We start from the raw sequence: 13,506 nt of genomic DNA on the forward strand, positions 1-13,506 counted from the left end.
CCTTTCAGTGACGATGCTTCAAAGTGCTGGAACAGCGCGGGTGAGGCTGTCCCGGTAGACGCTTCCCGCACGCACGGCGAGATCCAGCACGTCCAGCGCGGGACGAGCCGGGCGGCCCGCGGTGCGGGTGAGGTACGACGCGTAGCCGGCGATGATGTGCGGCATCGCGAGCAGCAGCTGGCACACCTCGTCACGGTGCGGGGAGTGCTCCACGAACCGGCCCGCCGCTTTCAACGGTCGCAACGCGATCGCGGGAACCTGAAACGGTGCCTCACGGGCGACCTGCGACACGCGTTCGAGCTGTCCGAGATACAGCGCCACTTCGTCGGCGGCGCTGATGAGCCCGCCGAAGCGGTGCTCCATGAGCCTGGCGCCGGCCATCTGCACGAGATCCACGAGCAACGCCCACGCTTCCTCCAGGTAGGGATCCGTGATCCCCGGATCGCATTCAGCGAACAGGGTGAGGGATTCGTCGACGAGTGAGTCCACTCCGTTGTCGGTGTTCATGCGGCGACCCCCAGGGTTTCGTGCTGTGCCTCACGGGCGCGCATCGCCCGGTCGGTATCGAACAAGGTGCGCTCCCACGCCGTCGACGTCGAGCGGCCGTCGATCACGAATGAGCGCTCATCCGCCTGCAACAGGCACATGCCCTGCTGGCCCGAGAAGCTCGCGAGCATCGCAGCCTCACCGGGGGTGAGGTTTCCCGATTCCACCGCCCGTCTGCGTGTCTTATCGCCCTGGTGGAACGTGAACGAGACGGCGTATTGGCGCAGCAGTTTCTGCGCGAGCTCACGCTCTTTCGATCCCTGCGTGCCGACCGAATCGAAATCGCCATCCTCGTGCACGGCCATCATCAGGGAGATGCCGTACTCGCGGGAGAGCTTCAACTGCAGCTCGTGCGCTTCGAGGCCCTGCAGCGTCTTCATATCGCGCCACCCTTCCTCGCGGATGACTTGGATCATGCGACCTGCGGACTTATTGGACACCACGTTCATCACCCACGAATTCGTGATCGTCTGGGTGAGGGCGAGCGCGAGATCTCCGCGCTTCTGCATTGCGTACGTGTCGAACACCGTGTACGGCGAATCCGGGTTGAATTCGACCGTCCCTTCGTCTTCGAACATGCCGGCGAGATTGCCGGTGAGCATCGGATCGAACAAGAACCTGAGCCGTCGTTCCTCACCGCGCTCGAACCGGTTATCGCGGGCGGCCTTGAGGGCGTCGGCGTCGTCGATTTTCTGCACGACCTTCCGGATCGTGGGATGGTCGTTGGTTTCCCGAACCACTTCTTCCAACGCCCACGCCAGGATCGACTTCTCGATCGCGGTGAGCGGGTCCTCATCCTCGAGAAGGAGGCCCGCGAGCTGCTGGGCGACCAGCTGCCGGGAAGCATGGATGCGCTGGTTGTGCTCGATCTCGGTCTCTTTGAAGTGCCGCTCACCCTTCTCAAACGGATTCAACCGCACATCGGTGCCGAACGCGCCGACCCGATACCACTGGCCACCGAGCGCTTCAGCTACCACCCCGTGCTCGCCCTTCACATCGCTGGTGTTGATCGAGGTCACACCGAACAGCACGCCGAGTGCGACCATGCGTTTCATGAAGTAGCTCTTGCCGCGCCCGATACCGCCCTTGAACAGCACGTTGGGGGAGGTGATGATGTCGTCGTTGTACATGTGCCAGGCGTGGAAAGAGAACGGCTGCCCGCCAGAAGTGCGCTCGAGCCCGATCACCGGGCCCGCGACGACGGGCACGTCGGAGAACGGGAACGGGTTCAGCGACGCCCACTCCCACCCCGTACCCGTGTGCCGGGGGAGTTTCATGTCGGAAGCATGGCCGCGCACGAGACGCCCGATACGGGACAGGTACGGTGCTTCTTCCACGTCGACGGCGGCCGTCGCTTCGTCTTGGCCGACGGTGTGCATTTCTTTGAGAATGCGGCGTTCTTTCCGTGAGAGCTTCTGAGGGATGAACGCCAACTGCTGATGCTGATTCATCACATTCCCGTTCCGGCCGGGTACGCCACGGTCATGAGCGCTGCGGCCTGCTGATAGGTGAGGGGGACAAGTTCGATCGACGCGGTGCTGCCTGCGAGCTCCATCGACGTGCAGCTGCGAAGAAGCGCGTCATGGCTCAGCGCCGACACGACCACGAACCCGGTCCAGGCCAGTTCGCCCTGTCCGTTGATGAGGTCCTGCTCGCGTGCGTCGAGGTTCTGCCAGTCGGAATTGTCCGCGATCGTCACATCGTTGCCGCGCCGAGCTTTCAGTGCGGCGTTCTGCTTCCACGACTCTCGCTGTTTACGGATGCCCTTGAGGGCCTGTTCGATCGGAACGGGGGTGCCGACGATCTGCAGCGTGTGCCGCACCGGGATCCCCGCGGACGTCTCCGCGCTCGCGACCTCGCCCATGAACCCCGGCAGCGTTTCCAGGCGCGGATATTCAGCGATCCAGTACACGCGGTGGAACGCGGAATCGGTCTCGACATGATTCTTCTCATCGACGCACGACATCGGGCCGGCAAGTTCGGGGGCGATGCCCTCGAACGCGGTCCCCAATCGAATGTCGATCTTGCCTTCCGCGACGGGGTCGACGATGCCGCGCCCCCACGCCCCCCACTCCCGGGGGGAGGTCCACACCACTTTCGTGAAGCCCGCGACGCGCAGCGATTCCGTCGTCGCGGCGATCTCCTGCTCGACCATGCCGAGAATCCCGGCCTTGCCGCCGCCGAGGTCTTTCGCGGCCGCACGCCCCGCGCCGCCGCCCGCGTCGATGGTGAGCGTGATCGACTGCGGGTGCAGCACGCTCTCCTCAGCTACGCGGGTGAGCGCTTCCTGATACGACTCAGCGAGCTCCCCGCTCGCACCCAGCGCATCGAAGGTGCGCTGCTCACGAACGATCGTGCCTGGTCGGGTGCGCTCCTGCATCGAGACGCGCATGATCTGGCGGCGCCGCGTCCACGACCCCGCGACGCTCATCAGCGCAGCAGTGAGGTGCTCCCGGTCATGCGCGGTCATCACCTGAGTGCGGTGACGCGCCATACCGGGGGAGGTCACCATGCACGTGATCGACGCGGTTTGCCGGGCTTTGTCCCAGACGACGGCGATCCCCGTAGGGGATTCCCAGATCTGGAAGCGATCTTCGAGCCCTGGAAGCTGCAGCTCACCGCGAATAATCGGTTCCGCCCGCTTCACGCGACGCTTGAACATTGTTCGTCCCATCATCTTTCTCAGTCGAAAACGTGTCGCCCAGACGAGCCACAGTGTGAGCGCGATCCCGTGCCGCTTGATCAGTCCGGTGATCGCGAGCGGTGACATCAGGAGGGCGACGAACATCGCGTTGAACGGCCCTTGGGTGACGACGGTTGCCAGCACTGGGGCGATCGCGATCCCGAGCGACCAGATGCCGGGTTTGTCGATACCCAGGACGACGCCCTGGGAGGCGCGGCGCGAGAAGCGCACCGTCGCCAGTTCTTCGTGAGCCATGAGCTATCACCACTTCGGAGTTGCGGGCGTTCCCGGTTTCGGCTGCGGCGTACTGCCGCCCCCGGGCGCGGAAGGTGCGGGTGCGGACGGAACCTGAGGCGACCGAGTGCTGGAGCTGCCACTCGCGTTCACCGGAGCCCCACCACCGCCTCCCGCGGGGGCTGGTGCACCGCTCCTGCCGCCGCCAGCACCGCCAGGGGCACCGCCGCCAGGGGCACCGCCGCTGGGGGCATTCCCACCGCGGGCCCCGCCGCCCCCGTTGGGGGTGCCAGCCGGAGTAGCACCGCCACCCGTCGCAGCGCCGTTCTTGGCGGCGGCCGAAGCGTCGCTCTTGCCGGCAGCATCGCCCTGCTGCCCCTTCGAGCTGATAGGGGAGCTTGACGCCTGTGAGCTGGTCGACGTCGTGCTCTTGGACGTCTTGAATACCGCACCTGCCGCTCCTGCAGCGCCGGCCCCGATCTTGCTCGAGGCCGCCCCCGCTGCCCGCTGCACCGGGGCGGAAGCTTTCTGACCGGCTTGGCCGGCCATGCCTTGGCCGGCCATGTTCTCGTTGCCCGAGCCGAGGAACGCGAAGAACGAGTACGACATCATCGGCATGAACGACACGACGAACAGGCCCGTCATCACCGTCAACGTCTGCGGCGAGAACAATGCCATCCCGTCCGACGTTTTCAGCAGCATCGCCAGGATCCCAAACATGAGGGGTTTAGCGAGCAGCAACGCGATACCCGCCATCGCCCACTTCTTCGCGATACCCCAACCGCCTCGCATCGGCACCGCCATGAACGCGAGCGGGGAGAACGCGATGAGTACCATCAACCCCAGATTGCGGAACGCGAGCGCGAACGACATCAGCAGCAGCCCGAGGAGGATACCGATCAGCATCAGAATCATCGGAACGGCCGAGCTCAGACCCGTCAGCGTGAGCGCTGCCCCGCCCACGTCTGAGCCGGTGCCGCCCTGCACGACGGTGCGGAACAGGTTCTCGAACCCGTCCTCACCGCCGATGCGTTTAAGCGCGAGCTCGCTGAGCTGGTCACTGATCGCGAGCAGCTCGCCGCCGAGCGCGAGGGAGAGGAACGTGGACGGGATCGCGGCGGCAATACTCAGCACGGACACCCATAAGCGGCGGCCTTTCATCGACAACATGCCAGTCGACACCCCAACGATGCCCGTGATGAGCATCACGACGATCGCGATCGCGAACCAGTTCGAGGCTTCACCGATCGCGTTATCCCACAGCGTCGTGCCGGGGGCGAACTCCTGTGAACCCAGCACGGTCTGTGCGAGCCACCCGATGAAGGTGCCCATGCCGCGCGCGGTCGATTCTGCGCTGACGCAGATGGGGTAATCGAGACCCGGCGTGCAGCCGAGCTCGATCTGGTCTTCCAGCACGTACACGATGAGATCCGCGCTTAGAACAGGTTGATGTTGCCGAAGAAGGTCATCATCGCGACGATCGACCCCAGCACCGCAGCCCCGATGCCGGCGACAGCAAGCGCCACCCACGCACGCGTCTTGTTGCGGCTGTCCAGGCCGGCAAACATGAGCAGGCACGCGGCCGCGATGAATGCGACGATGCCGACGATCGTGCCAACGGCGAGGATCTGGTTCACGAGCGTCATTCCGGCCCGTGCGGGGCCGGTGCTGAAGTCTGCGTTGATATCGGGTACTTCGAGCACCTTACGTACGGTCGTGTCGGCGATCGCCGAGAGGGAGGGGAGAGACATGGGATGTGTCCTTTCGAGGTTGGTGGTTCGCCTCGTAGAAGAAAGGGACCGCGCACCCGGCAGGCACGAAGAAGGACCGTGCCCTGAACGCCTCGCCAAGCTCATCGCCGCGGCCGCATGTGTTTGCTTCCAGCCTCATGGGACTATTGATTCATGTCCGATCAGCGCAGCGTCACCGTGACCCAATGGAACGCGGCGAACCCGCGGGACTGCGCCGAGCTAACGACCTTGTTGACGGACTACCACCTCCGGACAGAGTCGGAGAAGGGCAACCCGGTCGGGTCCGTTGACGCACTTCCCGAGAAATACCGTTTCGAGCTGACAGATCCTCAAAGGACGTTTAGCGGCGACACCGTTCTAGTAGCACGGTACGAGGGTCACGCTGCAGGCTGTCTCGTAATCACGACTCGAGGCGACCAAAGCTTAGAGATCAAGCGCCTGTGGACGGACGAAAACTATCGCGGTCGGCACATCGCCACCTCTCTACTCACGGAGGCGCGAAATCATGCCGTCCGCGTCAACGCTGAGGTAATTCAGCTCTCGGTTTGGAAGTGGCGCTCGAACGCGATTGCTCTCTACAAGAAGGTCGGATTCACTGATACCAGTTCATGGGAAGACAGGGACCAGCTGATCTGTATGGTTCAAACCGTGTAGGTAAATCGCCGGATCGGAGAAATTCGCGATGCGACGACTCCTGGAAGCCACCCATTTTCGTCTCACATCGGGTACAGGTCGCACCCTCCCGTGCAGGGCCCCATCGTGATCCCTTGCTCGCGCATGAACTTGTAGGCGGGCGTGAACGACCCCCAACTCGTCGGGTTCGGCCCCACACGAACCTCGAAGTGCAGATGGGCGCCGTTGACGCACGATCCCGAAGCGCCGGAGTATCCGATGAGCTGACCGGCTTTGACCTGCTCTCCTGCGGCGACGGCGAATGAGGACATGTGTGCGAACGCGGTCGTGTATTGCACGTCGTGTTGGATGCCGATGACCATCCCTCCGCACCCTTCGGAGAGGTCAAAGACCTTCCCGGCTGCGGGCGCGTACACGGGGGTGCCGGTGCCGACGTGCACGTCCATCGCACCCCCGGCGTGGTTGGGGTAGGTCGCCCAGGTCTGCATCCCTATGGGGTTCGCCCAGCCGCCCACCACTTGCGGGGGAGTGCCGCCGTCGCCGCCCTCACAGATGGTCGTCGTGTCGCCCAATGCCGCGAGTACCGCGTCGGCGTCCGCCGAGCGCTCCTGATACCGGTCCGGGAACGCGCTGACCTGCACCGTCTGCGCGGCGACTCCCAGCCCCATCGACTCCCAGCCGGCAATGTCGAGCAACCCGCGCGGGCTCCCACCGTTCGGGCCGCTCGGCCCGCCGAAGAACGCACGAGCGGCGAACTCAGGTTTCATCAGCTCGGCCGGAGTGCCCCACCCAGAGGACGGGCGCTGCTGCATGATGCCGACCGAGTCATGGTCAGACCCCATGCCCTGGTTCGGAAGCAACATCGACTCAGGGACGCCCGTATTCGCCAGATTCAGCAGGTTCGACTCCACGAGCGACACCATGATCGCGATCTTCACACCCGAATCGGGGACCTCCATCTCCGCTGCGGCCGCGCGGATCGCCGCCGCGTTCCCGAGCTGCTCACTGGAGAACCCTCCGACAGCTTCACCCGTGGTGCACGTCCCGGATTCCCCGGTTCCGATAGCGATCGCCATCGCTGCGCCGCCGATGAGGATCGCCGGCAGCATCACGATCAGCAGGATCAGGGCGAGAACGCCCGCAATGATGCGCCGCCCAGTCTTTGACTGAACAACCTGTATCGCGACTTTCGCGGCGATGGGTGCAGCCATCAGTAGCTCGTCTTCCAGCCGTCCGGGTACCGCGTCATCAGCGAAGTCACACCACACACCCCACCCGCAGCGGGAGGGTCGCAGTACACCGCAAGCGCCACCGGGTAGCGCTGCGTGGTTGCCCCTTCGCCGGCATCAGTCGCGGTCTCTACCCGCACCCAGTACAGCTCGAACGACGCTTCTGGGTCGATGTCGACGGTGATCTGATCGGACGGCTTCGTCCAGTACGACCCACCGGAGTACTCCTCCATCTCTTCCTGGTCGTACACCTCGATCGCCCGCGACGTGAGGCTCGCCCCGTAGGAGGCGAACCCGCCGAAGCTCTGCGTGTCACCGAGCAGCCACCACCACCCGTCAGGGGAGTACTTCTCCGTCGCGAGCATCTCCGGGGCGCGGTCGATCAGCTCGTCACCGTAGTAGGTGTCACCGCCGAATGCCTTCACCTGGAGGCCGTCACCCGGGCCGACGTATTCAGGGCTTGGCCGCATGACTCGTGAGAGGGATTCCTTGCGGAAATTCTCGACCCACTCGATCTTCTTCGTATCCGCCGACATCAGCACCTGTGCTGCAGACGCCGCAGCGACACGCGGATCTGTGGTGACTTCCATCGACGCGAACCCGTCATCTCCCAGCGACGGTGCCGCCGCCAGCTCCCCAGCAGCTTCCTCCGCATCTTGCTCGGGGGCTGGTTTCTCGCTGTCGGTCGGCTGCGAACTGTTACGCGACGGACGCGTCTCCGCGGTGTCCCCCGGGCCGATGATGATGCCGATCAGCACCGCCACGACCGCAACCACGAAACCCGCAGCACCGGCCGCGACGAGCTTCGGCTTCCACTTCTTCCAATTGGTCTGCAAATTGCTCATGACTCTTCTCCGTTTTCGAGGGCAGATGATTCCGACACGTCAGGTTCAGCGAACGCCACCAGCTCCCGAGCGAACTCGTCCAGATCCACCGACCACATCGCAAAGTCCGTGGTCGACGAGTCCGCCCAAGACGGACGGAGCTGCGGCAGGTGCTTCGAAGCTGTGCAGCCGGCGTCGCCGGTGAGGGAGCGCATGCGCTGCAGCCAGAGACTGAACTGGTACTGGAAATCGATCGCTGCAGACGCCGGCGGGCCGAGCTCCATGTTGAACTGCTGCTGCTGCCGATACTGGAACAGCGCCAACAGCTCATGAATCATGGCGGAGTGCCGATACCAGCACCGCGGCACCACCTGCTCGCTGAGGCCGAACTCGCACACGATCTTCGGCACCCACACCCCGAGCACGCTCCGGAGAGTTTTGCTCTGCGCGACAGCGTCGAGAGCCATCCAATCGATCGGAAGTTCCGGCACGCCGCGCTCCGGCAGCGGCAGCGGGGGAGCCGTAGGGGTTTCCGGACGTGCACCGCGCTCACGCACCATGTGGGATCACCTGCAGGCTGAAATCAGATCGGCTCATACCTGCAGAAGCGTGCAGGTGCGCACAAGCCGCTGCGCAGGAACGACCACCCCTCCGGGGTGCTCCGGGCGGATGCCGGCACAGAGGCCGGCATCGTTTCCTTTCGGGCTACGCCCGCTTTTTGCCATGAAGCCTTCGGCAGCATACGGCCGTTCCGCTCTCCAGGGGCACGGTCGCACATCCGCTCCGCGGCTGAGCTTGCCGCAGCACTCTCGCATGTCTGCGCCATGCGGGATCGACGCTCCGCACCCCCTCCGAGCTGCACACCTCCGCAGGCACATACGTGCCTTCACGGCAAAAAAACGTGAGGGAGGGATCAAGAACAAGGAGCAGACAATGAGCGACTACACGATGCAACTCGCAGCACTCGGAGCACGCGTGATGGGGCTATGGGGCTTCGACGAAATCACAGATACAGACGAACTGGTCACTCACGTCGGGGACGCGATCTACAAGGTGGGACTCGACTACGGGAACACCCAGCAGGTGCGAACCATCTGCCTCACACACCAGCTCGCACACGCAGCGTGGGAAGACGCACGATCCGGGCACAGTGGCGACGACGAGCACGCCACAGCCGCCGCACTCATCGAGCAACTCATGCATCAGTTCGGCCTCACCGCCACCTACGCGGACGGCAGCACCCGATGATCCCCGACGAGATACCGCTCCCGCTCGCGATCATCCTGATCCCGACGCTCTGGGCCATCGCCGGCTACCGCCTCTGGATTCTCCCCGCACTCGCCAAGAAAGGCACCCACGAATGAGCACCGCACAACTCAGCTTCGACATCGACGCCCTCATCCACCAGGCCGCCGTCGAAACCGTGCCCACCTGGGACGGGGCACCGCTCCGGTACCACGAGCAGTACCGGACCCCTGCAGAACTCGACGCGGCGTGGGAGCGGTGGCAGTTCGAAAACGGAAGCTTCGGGTGCGTGCCCTACAGCCACATGTGGCACAGCGACAAGTACCGCAGAGGCGAAGAGATCAGCATCGGAGCCCACCAGCACGCATCGTTCCAGGCCGACGCCCGGTGCGACGGTGGCCGCTTCGGCGGGCCAGAGCACGACCACGCAGACGGGGAACTCCCGAACGACCTCATCTACCAGTTCATCTGCAGCCGGTGCCGCTGGCACACAATCAGCAACAGTGAGAACGCGGCCGTCGAAGCGTGGCATGACCACGTCCTTCCCGGCTGGCGAGATCTCCCCGTCGTCCCGAAGAAGCTCGCAGAACACGGAGGCGAACGCACGAAGCTCGCACGTCTCCAGAGCTGGCTCGAGGAGTACTACCCAGCCGCGTGGCAAGCTTCCGGCTTCCCGATCATCAGCGAACGGAACACGTACGGCACCCGCCATGTCCCGGGCGGTTCTCCCTGGGGCGGATACAGCCTGTCGGACTCGGTGCTGCGGCCCGGAAACGACTAACCGGGGGACACAAGGGCAGCGGCCCTGGCCAGGACGAATCTGGCCAGGGCCGCTGCCCTGTTTACCCTGGAGTTTCTCTCTAGCTCACGAGTGTGGCGTCACCCGCTTCCGATGCTGCTGCGGCCTGGCGGCGACGCTGCAACGCGGCGAACGTGAACACCCCAGCAGCAGCTATCAGAAGCAGCGCACCGCCACCGACGAGCGCAGGCGACGGCCCGTCCCCACCCGTGACCGCGAGCGGCGCTGCGGGCGCTGCAGGAGCCGGAACCTCGGGGAAGGGCTCGGGGGTGGTGACCGCGTCATCTTCGTTCGACTGGAGAGGCGGGTTGCCCGGATCGCCCGGGTTCCCCGTGGCCACGGCGACGTTGCGCAGAAGATCCAGGTTGCCACGGTCCTCAAGCGTCGCCGTGTACGTTGCCGTGCACGTCACAGATGCGCCAGGCGCGAGGGCCTGCACTTCCTCTGCCGGGCACACCACATCGCCCAGCTTGCCGGTGCCGTTGAATGCGACCTCGACCACACCCACGTTGTAGGTGGTGGCGTTGCCAGTGTTCGTGACCGTGAACGAATAGGTGAGCTCGGTGCCTTCCGTGAACGTCTGCTTGTCGACCGACTTATCCAGCACCAGCTTCGGGTTTTGTGCCCCAGGCACATTCACGTCGTCATCGTTGGAATCGACCGGTGCTTCCTTCGGATCAGTGCCGTGAGCGATCGCGGCGTTCTCGATCGTGCCTCGGTCCAGATCCGCTTGAGTGGTGGTGTAGCTGGCCGTGCAAATCGTCGACTCACGCGGTGCGAGCACGACGTCGGCGGGGCAGGTCACCGCGGAAAGCTCCCCGTCGCCGGAGAACGCGAGTTCCTCCACGGAGATGTTCTTCATGGTGACGTTGCCCGAGTTCGTGACCTCGAACGAGTAGTTGATGAGGTCACCAGCGACGTAGCTCTCCTGGTCCGCGGTCTTCACGAGAGTGAGGTGCGGCTCCTGCACGCCCGGGATCTCGACCTCGCTCGGGGGCGTGGTCACGTCCGGCCCATCGGGTGGGGTGCCCGTGGATGTTGCCGCGTTCTCGATCGTTCCTCGGTCCAGATCCTCCTGCGTCGCCGTGTACGTGGCGGTGCAGATCGTGTTTGCGCCGGGAGCGAGCTCCGTCACGGGGCACACAACCGGCGAAAGCTCGCCGGAGCCGGTGAACTCGGTCTCGTTGACCACGATGTCCTTCATCGTGACGTTTCCAACGTTCGATACCTGGAACGAATACGTGATGAGGTCGCCAGCGACGTAGTTCTGCTTGTCGGCGAGCTTCACCAGGTGCAGCGCGGGCGTGTGCGGTGCGACAGCAATGGCCGACGACGGGTCAGACGTCACTCCTTCGTTGCGGACCGCGTTACCGGTCGCGATCGCCGTGTTGTCGATGGTGCCCTGGTCGACGTCTGCCTGAGATGTCGGCGTGTACGTCGCCGTGCAGATCGTCGACTCACCCGGTGCGAGCGTCGTGACCGGGCACACCACGTCAGTAAGGTCCCCGGACCCCGTGAACACGGTCTCGGACACCGTGACGTCGTTCAGGGTCAGGTTGCCCGTGTTCGTCACTGTGAACCGGTAGTCGAGGCTCTGGTCGACCTGGAACTGTGACGCCGGCCCCCACTCGACGCTCTCGGCCTGCTGGTTCGAGATCTCCTTCAGAAGAGAAATCGCGGGGAGATCCGTTGCGGGGATCTCCACGTCATCGGGAGGTGAGGTGACGGGTTCTTCGCCTGGGGGGTTGCCGGTCGAGATCGCCGCGTTCGTGATCGTGCCGCGCTCGAGGTCTTCCTGTTGCACGGTGTACGTCGCCGTGCAGTCCATCGCTGCGCCAGCCAGGAGCGTCGTCGTAGGACACGTCACGGCCGACATCTGCCCTGCACCGGAGAACTCGGTCTCGTTGACGGCAACGTTTTCGAGGTCGAGGTTTCCGGTATTGGTTACGTGGAAGTTGTAGGTCACAACCTCGCCTGCGGCTTTGTAGGACGTACGATCTGCGGTCTTCTCGATCGCGATCGACGGGTCGCCGCCGAATGCCTGCACCTCTGCGAACGCTGAAACCTTTTGCGAGACCCAGTCCTCGATTGCGCGGTTGTTGCCCCATGCGCCACAGTCCTCGTCGACCTCATGGCAGGAGTACGAGTATTCCCATCCATGCACGAATCCCGATGAATCGACACCTGCCCGCCCGTCACGGTTGGGCGTGACCGACTCTCGGTTCTTGGTCGAAAGAGCTCGATCATCCCAAGAAAGCGTGGTGTCACCAACATTCTCACGGTCACCGTTTCGCAACGTCACTCGGATTCCATCGCGGCCTTCGACGTCGCGCTGCACGATGTGCATCTCACCGACCTTGTCGAAGAGGATGCGCGCGTTCATTTTCTTGCCGGACGACGGAACGAGCTTCCCATCCTGGTCCTTGCCGTCCCAGACGTACTTGTACGTGCCTGAGCCGTCTGCTGCGAGGTCGATGGTTACGTCTTTGGCATCGGTGAACGAGTCGTTGCCGTCGGTGTCGATCTGGAGCTTGTAGTTGCCCTGGAAACGTTCGGTGATTTTTGAAGTGAAGGTTCCCGCGAAGTTCCCCTGCGACGCTGCGCTGGGATCATAGGTGAGTTCGGACTGGTTGAGTTCCTCTTTGGTCAGTGGCTGGGGAGCAACGTACATCGTGCGGTTCCCAGCCTTCGCCGTAGCGGGAAGATCCGCTGCGGGCTTCGAGAAGAAGATGCGGTAGCGGTCGCCACAATCGAGCGTGGATTCGAGGCCCGACCAGGTGTCGACCGAACGATAGGCCGAGCTGCAATTGGTCGCAGACTTCTTGTTGCCAACCGAGTTTGCCGCGATGGTGGAGTTCATGCCCCGGAAGCCGCGCATCTCGACCTGGTAGAGGTAGCCGGTGTCATTCATCATCCAGTAGTTGAGGTTCACCTTGGTGGCGTTCACCCCGTCGTTCTGGCGGATGTAGTACTGATTCGTCCACACGCGCCCCTGCACGCCGCTCGAGGCAGACGTGCTCGTGCGCGGCTCGATGTCCCACGACCCCACCGGGTTTGCGGGATTGCCGGTGGCGAGATAGACCTGCCAGATCCCGTCCGATTTCGCCGGACCGAACGTGTTTCCGATCGGTTCCCAGGCGTGGTCCTTGCCCTCGTTGTCACGGATGTAATCAGTCTTCTGGTCAGTCTTCACGTAGAGGTACTCACCAGCTTTGACATACACGTAGAACGGGCGCGCCCCCTGCCCCAAGACCGCCGCGTTCGTGTTGCCAGTATCCGCCTGCGCAGGCGCTGCGACGGTGGTCGCTGCGAGTGGCATCCCCAATGCCAGCACCAGCCCCGCTGCGAGCGTCGCGATCAAACGTCTTGCTCGTTCCTTGTTTCGATGCACGCGGCCCCCACCGCGCGTCTTGAGTGTCGACAGCATCGACTACCTCCAGTTCGTATCCGTTGCCTAGGCAGACTCGGCCCTCGGATAGCAGGTCGTGTCCGATCAGTAGACGCAGGACTGCGCGCAGTTGCCGTTCTTCACCCCCTTGGGGCGCAAAAAGGCCCCGCTCAG

The 13,506-nt window shown here is 64.0% G+C and carries 12 protein-coding genes; 3 read left to right on the top strand and 9 right to left on the bottom strand.

Translation table 11 applies throughout. The features are described 5' to 3' along the window. Window positions 1-18 precede the first annotated feature (18 nt). Genes BLT44_RS04520 through BLT44_RS04540 form a run of 5 tightly spaced genes read right to left on the bottom strand, consistent with a single transcriptional unit; the run spans window position 19 to window position 5,214 of the window. Window positions 19-507, bottom strand: coding sequence for a hypothetical protein (locus tag BLT44_RS04520; RefSeq protein ID WP_010155279.1), 489 nt, complete (start codon window positions 505-507; stop codon window positions 19-21). Beyond that, window positions 504-1,997: a P-loop NTPase family protein gene (locus BLT44_RS04525; RefSeq protein WP_231291496.1), complete on the bottom strand. Its 1,494-nt coding sequence runs from the start codon at window positions 1,995-1,997 to the stop codon at window positions 504-506. Before BLT44_RS04525 ends, BLT44_RS04520 begins: the two co-directional genes overlap by 4 nt. Next, entirely contained in the window at window positions 1,997-3,484 is a 1,488-nt protein-coding gene (locus BLT44_RS04530) for a PrgI family protein (protein ID WP_010155277.1), read from the bottom strand. The genes BLT44_RS04525 and BLT44_RS04530 overlap by 1 nt, the downstream gene beginning before the upstream one ends. A 6-nt stretch (window positions 3,485-3,490) precedes the next feature. Beyond that, window positions 3,491-4,885, bottom strand: a complete 1,395-nt coding sequence (locus BLT44_RS15560; protein ID WP_010155276.1) for a hypothetical protein — start codon at window positions 4,883-4,885, stop codon at window positions 3,491-3,493. 14 nt (window positions 4,886-4,899) lie between these two features. Next, window positions 4,900-5,214: a hypothetical protein gene (locus BLT44_RS04540; protein WP_010155275.1), complete on the bottom strand. Its 315-nt coding sequence runs from the start codon at window positions 5,212-5,214 to the stop codon at window positions 4,900-4,902. A gap of 153 nt (window positions 5,215-5,367) precedes the next feature. Here BLT44_RS04540 and BLT44_RS04545 point away from each other — a divergent pair, with 153 nt between their 5' ends. Next, window positions 5,368-5,868: a GNAT family N-acetyltransferase gene (locus BLT44_RS04545; RefSeq protein ID WP_029608084.1), complete on the top strand. Its 501-nt coding sequence runs from the start codon at window positions 5,368-5,370 to the stop codon at window positions 5,866-5,868. 62 nt (window positions 5,869-5,930) lie between these two features. Here BLT44_RS04545 and BLT44_RS04550 read toward each other — a convergent pair whose 3' ends face one another. From BLT44_RS04550 to BLT44_RS04560, 3 genes are read right to left on the bottom strand one after another with little or no spacing between them, the layout of a single operon-like run. Further along, complete coding sequence (locus tag BLT44_RS04550) at window positions 5,931-7,115, bottom strand: M23 family metallopeptidase (RefSeq protein WP_244887464.1); 1,185 nt, start codon at window positions 7,113-7,115, stop codon at window positions 5,931-5,933. Further along, entirely contained in the window at window positions 7,058-7,921 is an 864-nt protein-coding gene (locus BLT44_RS04555; RefSeq protein WP_010155271.1) for a hypothetical protein, read from the bottom strand. Before BLT44_RS04555 ends, BLT44_RS04550 begins: the two co-directional genes overlap by 58 nt. Further along, on the bottom strand, window positions 7,918-8,460 hold the full coding sequence (locus BLT44_RS04560) for a hypothetical protein (RefSeq protein ID WP_231291494.1): 543 nt from the start codon (window positions 8,458-8,460) through the stop codon (window positions 7,918-7,920). Before BLT44_RS04560 ends, BLT44_RS04555 begins: the two co-directional genes overlap by 4 nt. A gap of 373 nt (window positions 8,461-8,833) precedes the next feature. Here BLT44_RS04560 and BLT44_RS04565 point away from each other — a divergent pair, with 373 nt between their 5' ends. Beyond that, window positions 8,834-9,148, top strand: a complete 315-nt coding sequence (locus BLT44_RS04565) for a hypothetical protein (protein ID WP_010155269.1) — start codon at window positions 8,834-8,836, stop codon at window positions 9,146-9,148. Between the two features lie 112 nt (window positions 9,149-9,260). Continuing rightward, window positions 9,261-9,926 carry a DUF6349 family protein gene (locus BLT44_RS04570; protein WP_010155268.1) on the top strand — a complete coding sequence of 222 codons (666 nt, stop codon included), beginning with the start codon at window positions 9,261-9,263 and terminating at the stop codon, window positions 9,924-9,926. A gap of 79 nt (window positions 9,927-10,005) precedes the next feature. Here the strand turns inward: BLT44_RS04570 and BLT44_RS04575 are convergent, their stop codons facing one another. Continuing rightward, window positions 10,006-13,371 carry a DUF7507 domain-containing protein gene (locus tag BLT44_RS04575; protein ID WP_081473293.1) on the bottom strand — a complete coding sequence of 1,122 codons (3,366 nt, stop codon included), beginning with the start codon at window positions 13,369-13,371 and terminating at the stop codon, window positions 10,006-10,008. Between the last annotated feature and the right edge of the window lie 135 nt (window positions 13,372-13,506).

Origin of the sequence: Leucobacter chromiiresistens (assembly GCF_900102345.1) — a bacterium.
Lineage (GTDB): Bacteria > Actinomycetota > Actinomycetes > Actinomycetales > Microbacteriaceae > Leucobacter > Leucobacter chromiiresistens.